The 17,661-nt window shown below is 58.7% G+C and carries 17 protein-coding genes and 2 pseudogenes; 5 read left to right on the top strand and 14 right to left on the bottom strand.

Annotated elements, in window-relative coordinates:
• Window positions 1-1,350 carry a glucarate dehydratase gene (gene gudD / locus EQV90_RS17765; protein ID WP_003444981.1) on the bottom strand — a complete coding sequence of 450 codons (1,350 nt, stop codon included), beginning with the start codon at window positions 1,348-1,350 and terminating at the stop codon, window positions 1-3.
• 27 nt (window positions 1,351-1,377) lie between these two features.
• A pseudogene (locus EQV90_RS17760) lies at window positions 1,378-2,725 on the bottom strand (MFS transporter).
• A 327-nt stretch (window positions 2,726-3,052) separates the two neighbouring features.
• Between EQV90_RS17760 and EQV90_RS17755 the strand changes: the two are divergent.
• From EQV90_RS17755 to EQV90_RS17745, 3 genes are all read left to right on the top strand, one after another.
• Window positions 3,053-3,751: a FadR/GntR family transcriptional regulator gene (locus EQV90_RS17755; RefSeq protein ID WP_003444979.1), complete on the top strand. Its 699-nt coding sequence runs from the start codon at window positions 3,053-3,055 to the stop codon at window positions 3,749-3,751.
• A gap of 86 nt (window positions 3,752-3,837) precedes the next feature.
• Complete coding sequence (locus EQV90_RS17750) at window positions 3,838-4,191, top strand: hypothetical protein (protein WP_003444978.1); 354 nt, start codon at window positions 3,838-3,840, stop codon at window positions 4,189-4,191.
• Between the two features lie 14 nt (window positions 4,192-4,205).
• Entirely contained in the window at window positions 4,206-6,569 is a 2,364-nt protein-coding gene (locus tag EQV90_RS17745; RefSeq protein ID WP_240878491.1) for a DNA polymerase II, read from the top strand.
• Here EQV90_RS17745 and EQV90_RS17740 read toward each other — a convergent pair.
• On the bottom strand, window positions 6,566-6,841 hold the full coding sequence (locus EQV90_RS17740) for a hypothetical protein (RefSeq protein WP_003444976.1): 276 nt from the start codon (window positions 6,839-6,841) through the stop codon (window positions 6,566-6,568). The two genes, EQV90_RS17745 and EQV90_RS17740, sit on opposite strands and share 4 nt — an antisense overlap.
• A 182-nt stretch (window positions 6,842-7,023) precedes the next feature.
• Here EQV90_RS17740 and EQV90_RS17735 point away from each other — a divergent pair, with 182 nt between their 5' ends.
• Both EQV90_RS17735 and crcB read left to right on the top strand, forming a co-directional pair.
• Window positions 7,024-7,404 carry a CrcB family protein gene (locus EQV90_RS17735; protein WP_003444975.1) on the top strand — a complete coding sequence of 127 codons (381 nt, stop codon included), beginning with the start codon at window positions 7,024-7,026 and terminating at the stop codon, window positions 7,402-7,404.
• Window positions 7,405-7,419: 15 nt separating this feature from the next.
• A complete protein-coding gene (crcB, locus tag EQV90_RS17730; protein ID WP_003444974.1) occupies window positions 7,420-7,815 on the top strand; it encodes a fluoride efflux transporter CrcB in 396 nt (131 codons plus the stop codon).
• A 77-nt stretch (window positions 7,816-7,892) separates the two neighbouring features.
• Here the strand turns inward: crcB and kch are convergent, their stop codons facing one another.
• The 11 genes and pseudogenes from kch to EQV90_RS17675 form a co-directional block, all read right to left on the bottom strand.
• Entirely contained in the window at window positions 7,893-9,068 is a 1,176-nt protein-coding gene (gene kch / locus EQV90_RS17725; RefSeq protein ID WP_003444973.1) for a voltage-gated potassium channel protein, read from the bottom strand.
• A 91-nt stretch (window positions 9,069-9,159) separates the two neighbouring features.
• On the bottom strand, window positions 9,160-10,218 hold the full coding sequence (locus EQV90_RS17720) for a HoxN/HupN/NixA family nickel/cobalt transporter (protein ID WP_003444972.1): 1,059 nt from the start codon (window positions 10,216-10,218) through the stop codon (window positions 9,160-9,162).
• A 27-nt stretch (window positions 10,219-10,245) separates the two neighbouring features.
• Window positions 10,246-11,238, bottom strand: a complete 993-nt coding sequence (yut, locus tag EQV90_RS17715) for an urea transporter (RefSeq protein WP_127196404.1) — start codon at window positions 11,236-11,238, stop codon at window positions 10,246-10,248.
• A gap of 144 nt (window positions 11,239-11,382) precedes the next feature.
• Window positions 11,383-12,345 (bottom strand): urease accessory protein UreD, encoded by a 963-nt coding sequence (locus tag EQV90_RS17710; RefSeq protein ID WP_029612920.1) that lies wholly within the window; start codon window positions 12,343-12,345, stop codon window positions 11,383-11,385.
• Window positions 12,342-12,989, bottom strand: a complete 648-nt coding sequence (gene ureG / locus EQV90_RS17705) for an urease accessory protein UreG (RefSeq protein WP_003444969.1) — start codon at window positions 12,987-12,989, stop codon at window positions 12,342-12,344. The genes EQV90_RS17710 and ureG overlap by 4 nt, the downstream gene beginning before the upstream one ends.
• Before the next feature lie 79 nt (window positions 12,990-13,068).
• Entirely contained in the window at window positions 13,069-13,755 is a 687-nt protein-coding gene (locus EQV90_RS17700; protein ID WP_003444968.1) for an urease accessory protein UreF, read from the bottom strand.
• A 21-nt stretch (window positions 13,756-13,776) separates the two neighbouring features.
• Window positions 13,777-14,463, bottom strand: coding sequence for a hypothetical protein (gene ureE / locus EQV90_RS17695; protein ID WP_003444967.1), 687 nt, complete (start codon window positions 14,461-14,463; stop codon window positions 13,777-13,779).
• A gap of 107 nt (window positions 14,464-14,570) precedes the next feature.
• Complete coding sequence (locus EQV90_RS17690) at window positions 14,571-16,289, bottom strand: urease subunit alpha (RefSeq protein WP_003444965.1); 1,719 nt, start codon at window positions 16,287-16,289, stop codon at window positions 14,571-14,573.
• Window positions 16,290-16,468: 179 nt separating this feature from the next.
• Window positions 16,469-16,888, bottom strand: a pseudogene (gene ureB / locus EQV90_RS17685) (urease subunit beta); the annotation flags it as partial.
• A gap of 54 nt (window positions 16,889-16,942) precedes the next feature.
• Entirely contained in the window at window positions 16,943-17,245 is a 303-nt protein-coding gene (locus tag EQV90_RS17680) for an urease subunit gamma (protein ID WP_003444963.1), read from the bottom strand.
• A 308-nt stretch (window positions 17,246-17,553) separates the two neighbouring features.
• On the bottom strand, window positions 17,554-17,661 hold a 108-nt coding region (locus tag EQV90_RS17675), incomplete at its 5' end, for an IS3 family transposase (protein ID WP_138762977.1).

The following is a 17,661-nucleotide window of genomic DNA, read 5'->3' as shown; positions in this document are numbered from 1 at the left end:
TCAGCGCACAAGACAGGGTTTTTTGTTGTCGTATTTCCAGCCCGGAACAATGTACTGCATGGCGACGCTGTCGTCCCGTGCACCAAGGCCCATGCCTTTATACAGTTCGTGGGCTTTGGCCACTGCGTCCATGTCAATGTCCACGCCCAGACCGGGTCTGGCCGGAACCTTGATGTGACCCTCGACAATTTGCAGCGGTTCGCGGGTCAGGCGCTGACCGTCCTGCCAGATCCAGTGGGTATCGATGGCAGTGATTTCGCCCGGTGCGGCGGCCGCCACCTGGGTGAACATGGCCAGGGAAATATCAAAGTGATTGTTGGAGTGCGAGCCCCAGGTCAGGCCCCACTCGTGGCACATCTGGGCGACCCGCACCGAACCCTGCATGGTCCAGAAGTGCGGATCGGCCAGCGGGATATCGACCGCCTGGGACTGGATCGCATGGCCCATTTCGCGCCAGTCGGTGGCGATCATGTTGGTGGCGGTAGGCAGGCCGGTGGCGCGTCTGAACTCCGCCATCACCTCGCGCCCCGAGTAACCGTTTTCGGCGCCGCAGGGGTCTTCGGCGTAGGCCAGCACATGGTGTTGATCGCGGCACAGGCCGATGGCTTCCTTGAGTGACCAGGCGCCATTGGGGTCAAGGGTAATGCGGGCATCGGGGAAGCGTTCGGCCAGGGCGGTGACGGCTTCGATCTCTTCCGCGCCGCGCAATACCCCGCCCTTGAGCTTGAAGTCGTTGAAACCGTATTTGGCCTGGGCCGCTTCGGCCAGGCGGACGATGGTTTGCGGGGTCATTGCCTGTTCATGACGCAGGCGGAACCAGTCATCGGCATCGGCTTCACTGCGATAGGCCAGATCGGTCTGCTGGCGGTCACCAATGTAGAACAGGTAGCCGAGCATCTTTACCGCGTCGCGCTGCTGGCCTTCACCGAGCAGGGCTGCGACCGGTACTTGCAGAAACTGGCCCAGCAGGTCGAGCAGGGCGGCTTCCATTGCCGTTACCGCATGGATGGTGATGCGCAGGTCAAAGGTTTGCAGGCCCCGGCCGGCCGAGTCGCGGGCGGCAAAGGTGGTGCGCATGGCATTGAGAATGCTCTGGTAGTTACCGATCGGTTGGCCAACCACCAGGCTGCGGGCATCTTCCAGGGTTTCGCGGATACGTTCGCCGCCCGGCACTTCGCCGACCCCGGTATTGCCGCTGCTGTCCTTGAGAATCACGATGTTGCGGGTGAAGAAAGGGCCGTGGGCACCGCTGAGGTTGAGCAGCATGCTGTCATGCCCGGCCACCGGAATCACCTGCAGGCTGGTGACAATCGGGGCTTTTGCCGCGTGGTGCTGGTGTTCGTTATTCATGTCGTGTTCCTTAAAAGAGTCAGGGGCCTAGGCGGGTTGCAGAGCTGCAGGCATCACAGCCGCGGGCTTGGGTTTGGTCTTGGCAAAGAACACGATGATGGCCGCAATGATCGAGGTGCCGGCCAGGCCGTAAAGCCCGCCCTGAATCGAACCTGTGGTTTGTTCCAGGAAGCCGAAGGTGGTGGGTGCAACGAAGCCGCCGAGGTTGCCGATGGAGTTGATCAGTGCAATCACCGCTGCTGCGATGCGCGCATCCAGATAACCCTGGGGGATCGGCCAGAACAGCGACGACGCCGATTTGAAGCCGATGGCCGCAAAGAAGATGGCAATGAACGCGAAGATCGGACCGCCGGTGGTCGAAAGGAACATGCCCAGCGCGGCAATCAGCAAGGCAGCTGCAATCCAGGCCTGCTGGTACTTGAACCGGCTGGCCAGGGCAGCGAATGCATACATGGCAATGATCGAGATCAGCCACGGGATGGAGTTGAAAAAGCCCACCTGGATATCGCTCAGGTCGCCCATTTTTTTGATGATGCTCGGCAGCCAGAACGTGGCCGCGTAAATGGTCAGCTGGATGCAGAAGTAGATGGCACAGAACAACATGATCTGGCGGTCCTTGAGCAGTTTGCCCAGGGTTGGCTTGACGGTGTTGACGGCATCCCGCTCGCGTTGTTCGCGGTCAATTTCGTTGACCAGCGCATCCTGTTCCTGGCGGCTGAGCCATTTGGCGTCATGGGGTTTGGAGTCCAGCCAGAACCAGACAAAAAAGCACAGCAGCACCGAGGCCATGCCTTCAATGATGTACATCCACTGCCAGCCATGCAGGCCCATGCCGGTAATTTGCAGGAGCAGGCCGCTGAGCGGACCGGAAATCAGGGATGCCAGCGCGGAACCGCTGAGGAAGATCGCAATCGCCTTGCCGCGCTCGGCGCCAGGCACCAGGCACCAGCGGGTGAAATAGTAGATAACCCCCGGGAAGAAGCCGGCTTCGGCGACGCCCAGCAAAAAACGCAGGATATAGAAGTGGGTTTCGTTCTGGATAAAGGCCATCAGGGTGGCGGTGATGCCCCAGGTGAACATGATCCGGGTCAGCCAGATGCGGGCCCCCGACTTTTTGCAGCAGCATGTTGGAGGGCACTTCGAACAGTGCATAGCCAATGAAAAACAGCCCGGCGCCAAAGCCGTAGGCGGCGGCACCAATGCCCAGGTCATGCTCCATATGTGAGCGTACAAAGCCGATGTTGACGCGGTCTATGTAATTGACGATGAACATGATGACGAAGAGCGGCAGTACATGCCTCTTCACTTTCTGGATCGCGCGCGCCAGAACAGGATCGTTGGCGGGCGCAGCAGACACGTTGCTGGAAATGTTCACAAATCTGACCCCACTGATTATTTTTATGCGGGTGTGGCTGACCGGTGGCTTGGCCGGCCGGTTGACGGACATCATACGAGTTGAGTTTTCGCCTCGCAATGCCCGGAAACAAACCAATAAGTTATAAATGCCCCGTTTGTAATACTTTTAAGTGTATTTACAGGGGGTTAGGCAGGGTTTTAGCGATGGTGTGAAGTTGGGAAGAGCGGAGTGGATCCGGGGTTTTTTAAATTTTGTTGAGTTTTAACATGGTTGTCATACGAGTTGAGGCCTCTCAGGCTCGAACCAGGTGATAGTATTAAGCCGCCTCAGGTGAAGGGAATAGCCATGCAAGACCAACCGATACGCAAGCGCACGCCGGGTCTGGCCCACGACATCGTGGCCGAACTGACCCGGCAGATTCTGTTGGGGCAACTGGCTCCGGGGCACAAGCTGCCCTCCGAGTCGGTCATCGTCCGCGAGCAGGGGGTGAGCCGTACGGTAGTACGCGAAGCGATTTCCCGATTGCAGGCATCGGGCTTCGTTGAGACCCGGCACGGGATTGGTACCTTTGTTCTTGAGCGCGAAGAGCCCCAGGGCATACACCTGACCAGTGCCACCGCCGCCAGCGTGCGCAGCATTCTTGAGTTGCGCATGGGGCTGGAGACGCAGGCCGCGGCCCTGGCTGCGGGGCGGCGCACAGAAGAACAATTGCTGCAGATGCGTCAGGCGCTGGATGACTATCAGAACGCCCTGGCCAATAACGATGGCAGCGTCGAGCACGACCTGCGCTTTCACAAGCTGATTGCCCAGGCCACCGGCAATACCTACTTCACTGACATCATCTGTCAGCTTGGCCGTACGGTCATACCACGGACCCGGATCAATGCTGACGAGCGCGGTGATGCCGATTTACAGCAGTTGGGGCAAATGGCCGTGCTTGAGCATGAAGCCATCCTGCGCGCCATCCGCCGCCAGGACCCTGATGCGGCGCGTGCGGCCATGCTGCTGCACCTGAGCAACAGCCTGGAACGGATGACGCTGTGATCAGCGCTTTTTGCCAGGGTATGGATCCGGGCGCTAAGCCAGTCAGGCAGCGTGTTATCGTGCTCAACTTTTCGAGGGGATTTGCAATGCGATTACTGATCGGTGCCTTGGGCGTGGCGATGCTGGCCGGCTGCGTTTCACCTGCAATGAATGATGCCCGCAGCAAAAGCCCGACCCGGGTACTGGCTTCGGCCAAACCGACCCCGCTGGTGGCTGAGTGCATCAAGTTCTCGTGGCAGGACGAAGGGGTGTTCGGGGTGGATGCCAGCGCTTATATCAACTCCGGCAAGTCCGGCGAACTGACGGTTTACACCCGTGACGCCAGTTCCTTTGCCGATCTGGTGCCGCAGGGCACGGGCACGGCAGTCAGTTATTACGCCAAACAGCCGGACGACAGCGCAGCCATGCGCCGTATGGCGATGCTGGCGACATGTCTGTAACCCGGCTGTAACGGATGGACCTGAGACAGGGCTTTGTCCTCACCCGGCATTGGCACGACACGCCGTCGGGCATTGAGGTCGAATTCTGGCTGGCAACCGATGACGGGCCGCAGCACGTGCGCCTGCCTTATCAGACTGCAGTCATGTTTATCCCGGCAGCCCAGCGTTCTCAGGCGCAGGCGCTGCTGCAGGATGAGCCCGGCATTGAGTTTCGTGAACTGGCGCTACAGGATTTTCAATCACGCCCGGTGCTCGGTATTTACTGCCAGCAGCACGCCCGCCTGATCGATAGCGCCCAGCGCCTGCGGCGTGCCGGGGTCGAGGTGTTCGAGGCCGATATCCGCCCCCCGGAGCGCTTTTTGATGGAGCGCTTTATCACCGCACCGGTGAGCTTCGGCGGCACCTATGCGGCTGACGGGCCGCTGCGCAATACCCGGATGAAGCCCCATCCCGACTACCGGCCGCGTTTGCAACTGGTGTCCCTGGACATCGAAACCAGTGCCCATGGCGATCTGTACTCGATTGCGCTGCAGGGCTGCGGCCAGCGTCAGGTGTATATGCTGGGCAAGGCCACCGAGGCCGATGCGGCGGTGGATTTCGACCTGGAGTTCTGCGCCACCCGTGGCGAGTTGCTGCAACGTTTGAACCAGTGGATGGCCCTGCACGACCCTGACGCGATCATTGGCTGGAACGTGGTCCAGTTCGACATGCGGGTGTTGCACGAGCATGCCCGGCGCCTGGGTATTCCCTTGCTGTTGGGCCGCGGCGCCAGCGAGATGCAGTGGCGCGAGCACGGCACCCGCAACAACCACTTCTTCGCCAGTGCCGCGGGCCGGCTGATTATCGATGGCATTGAGTCGTTGCGCTCGGCGACCTGGTCGTTTCCGTCGTTCAGCCTGGAAAACGTTGCCCAGACTCTGCTGGGTGAAGGCAAGGACATCAGTACGCCGTACCAGCGCATGGACGAAATCAACCGCATGTTCGCCGAGGACAAGCCCGCGCTGGCGCGTTACAACCTCAAGGACTGCGAGCTGGTGACGCGGATTTTCGAGAAAACCCAGCTGCTGACCTTTTTACTGGAGCGGGCCTCGGTGACGGGGCTGGAGGCGGATCGCAGCGGCGGCTCGGTGGCGGCGTTTTATCATTTGTACATGCCGCTGATGCACCGACAGGGTTTCGTTGCCCCCAATGTCGGAGACAACCCGCCCCAGGCCAGCCCCGGTGGCTTTGTGATGGAGTCCCGGCCGGGCCTGTACGAATCGGTGCTGGTGCTGGATTACAAAAGTCTGTACCCGTCGATTATCCGCACCTTCCTGATTGACCCGCTGGGGCTGGTGGAAGGGTTGCGTGAACCCGGTAACGAGACCTCGGTGCCGGGCTTTCGCGGGGCAAGGTTTTCCCGGACCCGGCACTGTTTGCCGGCCATTATCGAGCGGGTAGCCAATGGTCGCGAGGTCGCCAAGCGGGAGAAGAACGCCCCCTTGTCCCAGGCGCTGAAAATCATCATGAATGCGTTCTACGGGGTGCTGGGCTCCAGCGGCTGCCGCTTCTTCGACACCCGGCTGGCGTCGTCCATTACCTTGCGCGGGCACGAAATCATGCTCAAGACCCGGGCTTTGATCGAAGCCCAGGGCTACAGCGTGATTTATGGCGATACCGATTCCACCTTCGTCTGGCTGCGCAGTGAGCACAGTGAGGCCGATGCGGCCCGTATCGGACGCGAACTGGTGCACCACGTCAACCAATGGTGGCAGGCCCATGTGCGTGACGAGTACGGGCTCAGCAGTGCGCTGGAGTTGCAGTTCGAAACCCACTACAGCCGATTTTTGATGCCGACCATTCGCGGGGCCGAAGAGGGCAGTAAAAAACGCTATGCGGGGCTGGTTGCGCACGCGGACGGGCGCCGGGAGATGGTCTACAAAGGGCTTGAAACCGTACGCAGTGACTGGTCGCCGCTGGCCCAGCAGTTTCAGCAGGCGTTGTACCTGCGCATCTTTAATCGCCAGCCGTATCAGGACTACGTGCGTGACTTTGTGCGCAGTACCCTGGCCGGGGAGCATGACGAGCTGCTGATCTACCGCAAGCGCTTGCGCCGGCAGCTGAGTGACTACGAGCGCAACGTGCCGCCCCATGTGCGGGCCGCGCGGCTGGCGGACGAGTACAACGACCGGCAGGGGCGCCCCCGGCAATACCAGAACGGCGGCACCATCAGCTACGTGATCACCCTGGCCGGCCCCCAGCCGTTGGAGAACCGCACGGCCGGGCTGGATTACGATCACTACCTGACGCGCCAGCTACAACCGGTGGCGGACGCGATTCTGGCGTTTGTCGACGATGATTTCAGCGCACTGGTGGGCGGGCAGCTGGGCTTGTTTTAAGCGTCGCTGGCCGGGGTTGCCTTGGACTTGGCGCGGTCTTTGGCGGCCTTGGCTTCGGCGGCCAGGCACTCCAGGCAAAACTGTTCGGCGTAACTCATGATGATCTCGGTGGTATCACCCTTGATGGTGCGCGAACCGGCAAGGATGTAGCGCATGCGCTTTTCCGTCACGCCGATGCGCTGGGCGATCCAGGCCGGAGTCTGGCCAATGCGGTCCACCAGCTTGTTGGCGTATTCGGTGGAGTGGTTGTAGCGTTCAGCGTTGGGAAACATAGGGGTTCCATGGGGCGGGAATTAAAGCCGGACGGCAGGTTACTCCTTTTCTTCGCGACCTGCAGTTGCGTAGTCGCGTCAAGGTCTGCTGCGCAGTCCATCGCAGCTTCGTGACTCGTCAGCGACAACTGACCTTATGAACTAGAGTTCCCCCCAAACCAACAGACACGAGAGGGATCTACATGACTGCGCTGGACGTTTTTTGGGTGGGGCTGGGAGGTGGCCTGGGCTCGCTGCTGCGCTGGTGGATCGGGCTGCGGGTCGGGCAGTTTTATAAAGGCAAATTTCCGTTGGGCACGTTTCTGATCAACGTCAGCGGTGCCTTTGTTATCGGCTACCTGAGCATTCTGTTTGCCGTGGACTGGCGCGACCGTTATGGCGATGTAATGAATGCTGCCGTGCTCACCGGCATTCTCGGTGGCTATACCACGTTCAGCAGCATGCAACTGGACGCCTCCAAACTGGCCAACGCTAGGGACCGTGCACTGGCTGGCGGCTATCTGATCATTTCGGTACTGGTGGGTCTGGCCGCTGCCGCATTTGGCGCCTGGCTGGCGCGCTGACAAGGAGCAGGGAACATGCTGAATCTGATTATTCTGATTTTCGTCGGTGGGGCATTCGGTGCCATGTGCCGCGAGTTTGTAATGCTGTCGATACCCCGCCTGGCCGACGGTTTTCCCATGGATATTTTTGTCGCCAATATCGTCGCGGCATTCCTGTTGGGCGTCGCCACTTCGCTGTTCAAGAGCAACCGGATCAATCAATACGTACACGTAATGATCGGCACCGGGATCATGGGCGGGCTTTCTACTTTTTCCAGTTTTGTATTCGGTGCGGTGGAGATGATGAAAGATCCGGGCGGGGTGCTGCTATCCATCTGCTATCTGGTGGCCAGCCTGGTGGTAGGTTTTGCCGCGGTTGAACTGGGTCTGTTCGCCGGAGCCAGGGTTAAACCATTGCCAGCGACAGATTAAAGCCCTGACCCTGCAGGAGCGGGCTTGTTCGCGATCTTTTGATCCTGAAAAGCTCGCTCCTGCAGTTGCAGCCCGGGTCAGGCCAGGGAAGTACGTTTGCCAAAGAACATTTCGGTGATCAGGTCCTTGTTGATTTCATCCCCCTCAAGGGTGCGTACCAGCAACTCACTGCCCAGCAGCGGCAACGACAGCACCATGGTCGGGTTGACGCGTTTGACCTTGGGCATGTTCCGCGTTTCATTGACCAGCGCGATGATCTGGGTGTCGTCACCGGCTATTTCCTTGGCCGCCAGAATGGTGAAGACGTTTTCGGCGTCACTGTCGCACAGGGTCACGATGTACTTGGCATCCGCGGCCCCGGCCAGTTTGAGGGTGGCTACCGACGATGGATCACCTTCAATGATGTCGGCCTTTTCCGGTAGCTCGTGCTGGCTGCCCGTGGCGCACACAACGGTGACATGCTCACCACGATCGCTCAGGCCCTTGTAAATGTTCTGGGCCAATGAGCCGACGCCGACAAGGATGTAGTGATTTTTACGGGCCATATGGGTAATCCTGCCTTTAACGATTCGTTGGATGTTGTTGCTGATCAGCGGGCCGGCAATGGACGCCACCGAGATCGCGAAGATGGTGATGCCCAGAATGATCACCGTCAGGGTGAAAAAACGCGCATCGGTGGTGTGCGGCACTATGTCGCCAAAGCCTACGGTGGACATCACCACAATGGCGAAGTAAAACGCCGACGGCAGATCTGTCACCGCCGGTGCGAACTCTTCGCCCAGGTAAAGCGTGCCCAGGGTGCTGTAGACAATCAGCGAGGCGATGCTGACCACTGCAAAGAAGCTGCCGGTGGCCAGGCTGTAGTGGTCAAACCGGCGCCAATAAAAGGCCAGTACCGCAATGGTGAAGATCGAGAAGAAGGTGATGCCGTCGGGCTTTTTCAGAATGAAAAAATCAACGCAAACCGTAGCCACCAGCAGCAACAGGGCGAAGAACCAACTGATGCGGGACTTGATCAGCAGCCCCAGTGACATCAGCACCAGAACAAAGCCCACCACGAACCCGGGTATTTCCAGCAAGGCCAAAAAGCTTAGCGCCTCCTTCCAGGTGTCAAATGAGCCACCAGCCTCATTGGAGTGCGCAACCCCCCGTTGCAGCACCGGCAAGAACAAGAGAAAGCCATTGATGGCCACCAGCAAGGCGACCCCGTAGGCAAAGGAAAGCCGATTTTTTACGTCCTGTAATAAAGTCATAGTACCTACGACGCGTCTGTTGAGAGGTGGATGGATTTTAGGCCAGGTTTCGCAGGCTGCCCGCGGCAGGCCCGCACTGTGACAAATTTCATCAGGTATTGGCTCCCAGTTGGTCGTAACCGCGCAGATAGTAGTTAAGGCCCGAGATCAGCCAGCACAGCACAAACATGCCGATGATCCAGTAGCCAATTTGGCCGAAGTTTTCGTTGATGGCATTGATCGGGGTCCAGATCCCGCCGGTTAATTCAAGCTTGTCGGCGATCAGGCCCAATGCTTCGATCCCGCCGATAAACAGGGCCACCACCACCGAAGCGGCGGTGATGGTGATGTTGTAGTAAAGCTTGCGCACCGGTTTGGAGAAGGCCCAGCCGTAGGCGCCGATCATCACGAAGTTGTCCAGTGAATCGATCAGGGCCATGCCCACCGCAAACAGCACCGGGAACACCATGATCGACCACAGGCTGATGCCGTGTGAGGCGCTGGTGGCACTGATACCCAGCAGGCCGATCTCGGTGGCAGTGTCGAAGCCCAGGCCGAACAAAAAACCAACCGGGTACATGTGCCAGCTTTTATCCACCAGATTGAACAGCCGGCCAAAGATCCGCGCCATCAATCCACCCTTGTTGGCGACCAGCAGGTCGAGTTCTTCGGGGGCCAGTTGCTGGCCGGCCTTGACCTGTTTGAACTTCTTGTACACCGACAGCAGGATCACCAGGTTGAGCAGGCCAAACAGCAGCAGGAAGGCGGAAGAAACCAGGGTGCCAATCAGGCCGCCGGTTTCATGGAACCAGGCCATGTCGTCCTTGAATGCCATGGCTGTGGCTGCAATGGCGAAGGATGCCAGCACCACGATGGTGGAATGTCCCAGGGAGAACCAGGTACCCACGGCAATGGGTTTTTTGCCTTGTTGCATCAGCTTGCGGGTGACGTTGTCGATGGCGGCAATGTGGTCTGCATCCACGGCATGCCGCAGGCCGAAGCTGTAAGCCAGTAACGCGGTGCCCATCAATACCGGGTTGGCGCCGAACTCGATAAAAGCCCAGGCCCAGGCAAGCAGGTTGGCAGCGATCAGGCCGATCAATAAATAGATGGCGCGCCGCGTCGTGCTGGACGACTCGATAGCGGGCGCTAACCGGGCGATAGCTGTCATTGAAAAATTCCCTGTAAAAGTCGGGCGTTATTGACGGTGATGCGGCATCACATCCTTGTTCGGGACCAGGAATAGCCATGACGCCAGAACAAACGGCATGGTCAGGGTCGGGATGCCAACGGGTGCCAGTAGCGTATTCAAGGCGCCCTGTACAAATACAGTGAAAATCACCCCGATCAGGGTATAGATCAGCACGCGCCGGCTGGGCTTGTTGAAGGTCGAACCCAGGGCGATGGCCGTCAGTACGGCACTGAATGCATACATCCCGTTATTGACGCTGGTGTGTTCGGCCTGCAGCACCGTGGCCACCAGAATCGCCAGCAGCGAACCGCACAATCCAAACACTGCGGCCCATACCGAGGACACCGCCAGCCCCGCCAGCAGCAGCACGCTGCCAATGACACTGCTGAACAGGAACACTTCGGAAATGCCGTAGAAGGTGCCATCGACCAAATGGATGCCGTCGAACAGGCTGCTGTTCACCGCGACCAGCTCATGGGGCAGGTTGGGTACCGGCAAGACGCTGCTGTTCAGGCCGCCAAAGGCATAGCTGGCCAGTAACATGATCCAGGTCACCAGCACGAAAGGGGCGGTAAGAGCGGCGACTTTCCACGTCTTGAGAATGTCGGCGATGCAAATCATGACGATCACCGAGACCATGCTGCCGAGGATGATGCACAGCCAGAGCGCCGGTGTGACATCCAGAAATGTTGGCAAGGCTGCCCCCACCAGGCAGCCGTTATAGCCATACAAACCGGCTTTCCAGGATTTACGGTCCTTGAGGTTCAAGCCGGTAAGGGTAGCAACCACAGTACCCAGTACCGCGCCATAGGCCACCGCGGGGTTGCCCTCACCATAGGCACCGACAAAAATCGCGGCAAAAAACAGCAGTCCGGTCAGCGGATTGTTCTGGAACATGACCTGGGCACAACCGCGCAGGGTAACGTCTACGAACTCCAGAAAGACGTTACCTTGGGTCAGCTGTGACCACTTGGACGTAGGGGCTGATGCAGCATCCATATTGACTCTCCCGATTGTGCACTTGGCCAGATCCATCGCAAGGGGAGCCGGCTTGCCAGCGAAAGCATCACTGCGCAGTGTCAGTCAAACCGCTTTGCCTTTATCGCGGGCAAGCCGGCCCCCACAGGATCCATTTGGTATTTCCTATCGCCACAAAAATTGCGGTTGCAACGTCAGGCCCAGAATCTCTTCACGGGCGACTTTCCAGAACTCGCGCACCTGCGCTTTGACTTCACCGCTGTCATTGCCCAGCACTTTGAAAATCAGCCCGCAGTTGTTTGGCAAGCGGGTGACACCGCTGGCAATTCCTGCCTCCATGTCGAAGATCGCAGGGACGCGCTCGACTATCCGGTCGTGATGCTCCTTGGGGGTCAGCAACACGACGTTGCCGAACACATCGAAGGTTTGCATGACGCCGATGGCGTCCAGGCTTTCCTCTTTCGGTTGCAGAATGTACTTCTCGACAAACAGTTCCTTGCCTTCAAGGTTTTCGGCCGTGACCCGTGAGGAATACACGTCAAAGCCGAAACGCTCGTCGACATGGTGATACTTGCGTCCCGACATCAGGATTTCGCAGTAAATCGCCGTAGCCGTAGGGTGGATACTGATTCTGGTTTCGGTGATAAACCGCGCATTGCGATGGGGGATCAAGGGGTCGGGCATGAACTCCAGGTAGCCATCTTCTTCAACCCGAAAATTCTGGATTTGCGAGGCGTAGTTGGCGTTCATCGAGTGCACTTTGGTCGCCGACTGGGTGGTGACGTGCCCGCAGGCACCCACCCCGACATTGACATCAGTGGCCAGGCGATCGCCCTGCAGGATGCAGCCCGAGGTCGAAATCATGGTCACGCAGGGCAGTTCGGGCATTATTTCGTCCCAATACAGTGCCCGCTGCACCAGCGACGGAACCCGCCGCTCCATGTCCGCCAGCACGCTGCGGTTACCGCGTTTTTCAAAACCAAGGCGCAAGTAACCACTTTTGCCGACGGCGCCGCTGCTCATTTGCGGCGGCTCGTCCTGATACTGCGCAAGCTCCGGCGCATCGTTACCCAATGAGTGAGCGCGAAGCCTTGAAGGGTTGTTCACGATCTGGCATTGGGCTGTCATGCAGTGACCTCACTCTTGGCCGCCGGTTTCTGGGCGAACAGGAACATGTGTTCGATCATGTCCACCAGCTCTTCGATGCCCTGGCCGGTCTTGCAGTTGGTGAGGATATAAGGGCGGTTGCCACGCACCACCTTGGTGTCGCTTTCCATCACATCGAGGCTGGCGCCGACGTAGGGTGCCAGGTCGATTTTGTTGATGATCAGAATGTCCGCCTGCACCAGTCCCGGGCCGTTCTTGCGCGGGATTTTTTCGCCTTCGGCCACGTCAATCACGTAGATGTAGAAGTCGGCCAGGGCCGGGCTGAAGGTCAGGGTCAGGTTGTCGCCACCGCTTTCGATCATGATCAGGTCGCTGTCCGGAAACTTCTCTTCCATTTCCTCGACTGCGGCAATGTTCATGCTCGGATCTTCACGCACTGCGGTATGCGGGCAGGCACCGGTTTCGACCCCCAGAATCTTGTCTTCGTCGAGGATGCCTTTGAGCGTGCGCTTGACCTGTTTGGCGTCTTCGGTGGTCACGATGTCGTTGGTGATGATCAGCGGCTTGTAGCCACGGTTGATCAGGATCGGAGTGATCACTTCGATGATCGCGGTTTTACCAGAGCCGACCGGGCCGCCAATACCAATGCGAGTAATCTTTTTCACGATAAATTCCTTAACAAAAATTGAAGCTGATTCAGCGTCGACTCAGGTCAGCGCTGTTGATCCGGATTCGCTTGCAGCATCAGTTCATAAATAGCCGCACGTGGGCTTTGACGTGGACGGCAGCCAGCACGTCGACAATCGGCACATAGGACGACATTTGCTCGATATCACCGATTTCGGCGATGTCGCAGAACGCTTCAATGTCGTGGTTGAGTTCGAACAGGATGTGCTGGGTGTCCAGGTGCGTGACCCGCATCAAGCGCATCGCGGCGCTGAGAATGGTCATGGCCACACCGTACTGGTGCATCACCACCACCTCGCGGGCGCCAATGCCCTGGGTCGACATCACTACCGCCTGGGTGACGGGGTAGGTGCCCGCTGCATTACCGGCCTTGATCTGCTCCAGCCACCAGCGCACCAGCGGTTTCTCGACGACATGGATCGACATTTCTGCCAGTTTTTTGCCCATGCGCGTGGCCATCAACCGGCTTTCTTCGTTGAGCTTGCGGTTATTCACGGCCCAGTCGGCGCGCAAAATTCCGTCACGATCATCATTGCTGGCCGCGCGGTGGGCGGCGACCACGCCCATGCCATCACAGCTGGCCGCTTGTTTGAGGGCGGTGAGGACAAAGCCTTTGAGGGTCGCGACATCGTGGACGATGCCTTTCTGAATGGCGGATTCAACGCCGTTCGAGAACGAAAAGGCACCCACTGGCAATACGGAATCGCCAAACTGCATGATGCGAATTAGATCAGATGCGTTCATCTAGGCGCCTTCTTGCCGGATTTAATGCTTATGGTCGTGATCGTGGTGCGAGTGGCCGTGGTCATGCCCGTGGCTGTGGCTGATACCGTCGCCATGGCTGTGCAGGCCCTGGATCTTGAGGGCGGCAGCATCGAGCTTGTCTTGCGGGCTGGCGACGTGAACGTGGGTGTCGGTTTCTTCGGCGCCACCAAACAGCAGGCGTGCTTCGGAGGTGGTGAGCTTGGGCAGGATCTCGGCGCCGCCAATAAAGGCGTACGGCAGATGCTGGAAGCCGTGGGTGCGCATCACCGAATCCATCATTTTGGTTTCGACCGTGAGCGGGATGTACACCTCGTTGTTCTTGGTCACCGCTTTCCAGTGCTGGTTACCCAGGGCGTGGCCCAGCTCGAAGCTGGTTTTGATCAGTACGTCCAGGGGCTGTTTTTTCAGCTCCTTGAGGTCAATCACCATCACGTCGCGCAGGTTCAACTGCACCACCACGGCGGTGCGCGATGGTTCATCCCACATCAGTACATCGCCATCGGACAGCACTACGTTGCGTTCCAGCGAAATCCCCAGATCGAGCCCGCCGATACTGGTGCGCCGGCAGCGGCTTTTTTGCGCTTCACGCTGGTCAAGCACCAGCAGGTCGACGTTGGCGCCTTCCAGTTTCTGTTTCCAGACCGGGTCTTTCTTGGCATTGCCCAGAATGTGTTCAATCAAAATCACGTTGCAAACTCCTTCCTTGATTGTTACGGACCACACCCTGCGGGAGCCGGGCCTGGCGACACAGACGCAACTGCGTGGTCTGCATCGCCGGGCCGGCTCCCACAGTCTCAGCCAAAGAAATAACGCTGGTTCATCGCGGCCGTATCTATGGGTTTGCACGTGGCGTGCACGCCATCGACCTTCACGGCGAAGGTTTCCGGATCGACCTCGATATGCGGGGTTTTATCGTTGCGCACCAGATCCCTTTTGGAGACGGTCCGGCAACCGCGCACCGCCATCACCTGACGCTCCAGCCCGGCTTTTTCCTTGACGCCGTCATCCACCGCTGCCTGGGAGACAAAGGTCACGCAGGTGTCTTGCAGGGTTTTGCCTTGGGCGCCAAACATCGGGCGGTAGTACACAGGCTGCGGGGTTGGCAGCGAGGCGTTCGGATCGCCCATGGCGGCCCAGTTGATCATGCCACCCTTGATTACCAGCTTCGGTTTGGCCCCGAAGAAGCGCGGGTCCCACAGCACCAGGTCGGCCATTTTGCCGACTTCCACCGAGCCCAGCACGTGGCTGATGCCCTGGGCGAGAGCCGGGTTGATGGTGATTTTGGCCACGTAACGCAGCACCCGGAAGTTGTCGTTGTCAGCGCTGTCTTCCGGCAGCTTGCCGCGGGAGGCTTTCATCGCGTGGGCGGTCTGCATCACCCGCAACCAGTTTTCACCGACCCGGCCCATGGCCTGGGAATCGCTGGAAAACATCGAAATCACGCCCATGTCCTGCAGCACGTTTTCGGCGGCGATGGTTTCCGGACGCACCCGGCTTTCGGCAAACGACACGTCGGCCGGCACGTTCGGGTTGAGGTTGTGACAGACCATGATCATGTCGAACAACTCGGCCTGGCTGTTGATGCCATAGGGCAGGGTCGGGTTGGTGGAGCTCGGCAGCACGTTGGTCTGGCTGGCGACCTTGATGATGTCCGGGGCGTGACCGCCACCCGCACCTTCGGTGTGGAAGGTGTGAATGGTGCGACCTTCGAAAGCGTCGATGGTGTCTTCGACGTAACCGCATTCGTTGAGGCTGTCGGTGTGCACCGAGACCTGGACGTCCAGTTCATCGGCAGTACGCAGCGCGTGACGCAGGGCGTTTGAAGTTGCGCCCCAGTCCTCGTGAACCTTGAACCCGGCAACCCCGGCGATCACTTGTTCGACCAGCGGGTCGCGACCATAGGAGTTGCCTTTGCCCAGCATGCCGACGTTGATCGGCAAGCCTTCGAGCGAGCGCAGCATCTGGCGGATGTTCCAGGGACCCGGGGTCACTGTGGTGCCATTGGTGCCGTCAGTCGGGCCGATGCCGCCGCCAAAGAAGGTGGTCACACCGTTGGACAGCGCGTGATAAGCCTGTTGAGGCGAGATCAGGTGAACGTGGGTGTCGATCCCGGCAGCGGTCAGAATCAGGTGTTCGCCGGAGATGGCGTCGGTGCTCACACCCACCACCAGGCCCGGGGTTACGCCATTCATGGTGCCCGGGTTACCGCTTTTACCAATCCCGGCAATCTTGCCGTCGCGGATGCCGACGTCGGCTTTGATCACGCCCTGGATCGGGTCGATGATGGTGACGTTGGTGATCACCAGGTCCAGTACGCCGTTATCGCGGGTCAGGGTGTTGTCGGCGCCCATGCCGTCACGCAGGGATTTACCGCCGCCGTATACGGACTCGTCGCCGTAACCGCGTAAATCCTTTTCAATTTCGACAAACAGGTTGGTATCACCCAGGCGGATCTTGTCGCCCGTGGTCGGGCCGAACAGGCCGGCGTATTCTTTGCGTGAAATGGTAGGCATCGGTGGCTCCTTTCTAATGCCGCACGGGCGTCAATAACTCAACGGCGCGAGTGCAAAGTATGGGAATGCGTTGATTACTTGGCGGGCTTGGAAAACTTGAAGCCGTGATCGCGCGCGCGCTGGATCGCTTGCAGTTTTTCCGGGCGTTCATGGTTGCTGGTCAGTTTGTCCGGCGCCCAGCCATCCACCAGGTTGTTGAAGCCGTACAGGGTTTGCTTGCCACCGTAAGGCACCAGCGACACTTCAATCTCGTCACCCGGCTCGAAGCGGATCGCAGTGGTTGAGGAAATATTCAACCGTTTGCCAAAGGCCTCTGCGCGATCGAATTCAAGTGCACGGTTAACTTCGAAAAAATGAAAGTGCGAGCCGATCTGAATCGGCCGGTCACCGGTGTTACGCACCTTGACCTTGGTTACCGGGCGATCTTCGTTGAACACGATCGGGCTGCTGGCGTAGATGCAGCCACCCAGCGGTACGTCCTGTTCATTACCCTGATGCACACCGCCAGGGTTTTTGGCATGGGGGATCTTGTGATCCGGATGGGTATCCTGGTGCGGGCTTGCTGCACTGGCGGGAGTCGCGGGTTTTTTGCTGCTCATGACTGATTCCTCAAAACGGGTCTGTCTTGCGTTAGCCGGATGTCGCGGGCGCCTTTACTTGATCGGGTCGTGGACCGTAACCAGGCGGCTGCCATCGGTGAAAATCGCTTCAACCTGAACGTTGGGAATTAGGTCACTGACGCCTTCCATGACATCGTCTTTGGTCAACACCTTGCTGGCTTCATTCATTACGTCTTCAACCGACTTTCCGTCCCGTGCGCCTTCCAGTGCGGTCACGGTGATAATCGAAACTGCTTCCGGATAGTTCAACTTCAAGCCACGAGCCTTGCGTCGCAATGCCACGTCCGACAAGGTGTAAATCATCAGTTTGTCGATTTCTCTCGGGGTGAGCTGCATAAGCCCTCCTATCTACAGTGCGGTAAAAAATTTAAGTTCTGGAGTGCCGGTCGGGCAGAGGTGCAGGCAAAAACGCTGCGCACGTTGAACGCTTGCGAAGGTGGGTAAAAGGTGTGGCGGGGTGGCGAATGCGAGATTTGTTTTCATGGGGCTCAACCGTTCAAATCCTTGTCAGACGGGCGCGAACAGAGCCTAGACCATAATTTCCGACTGGCCAGAAGCTGGAGGAGGGGGGGCAGATATTGATAGAAGTCTGGTTGACTTCTTATAACTATTTAAAAAACAGAGGGTGAATCGCCCCGGGTTTCCTAGACACTCTCCAGGCTCGCTGCGTAACGCTTTTCAAACTCTACCGGTGACAGCTGATTGTTGAAACTGTGGCGTCGTTTTGGGTTGTAAAACATCTCGATGTAATC

Source organism: Pseudomonas sp. TMW22089, from assembly GCF_022496645.1.
Taxonomy (GTDB): domain Bacteria; phylum Pseudomonadota; class Gammaproteobacteria; order Pseudomonadales; family Pseudomonadaceae; genus Aquipseudomonas; species Aquipseudomonas paraversuta.
This window is presented reverse-complemented; position numbering and strand designations above follow the sequence as displayed.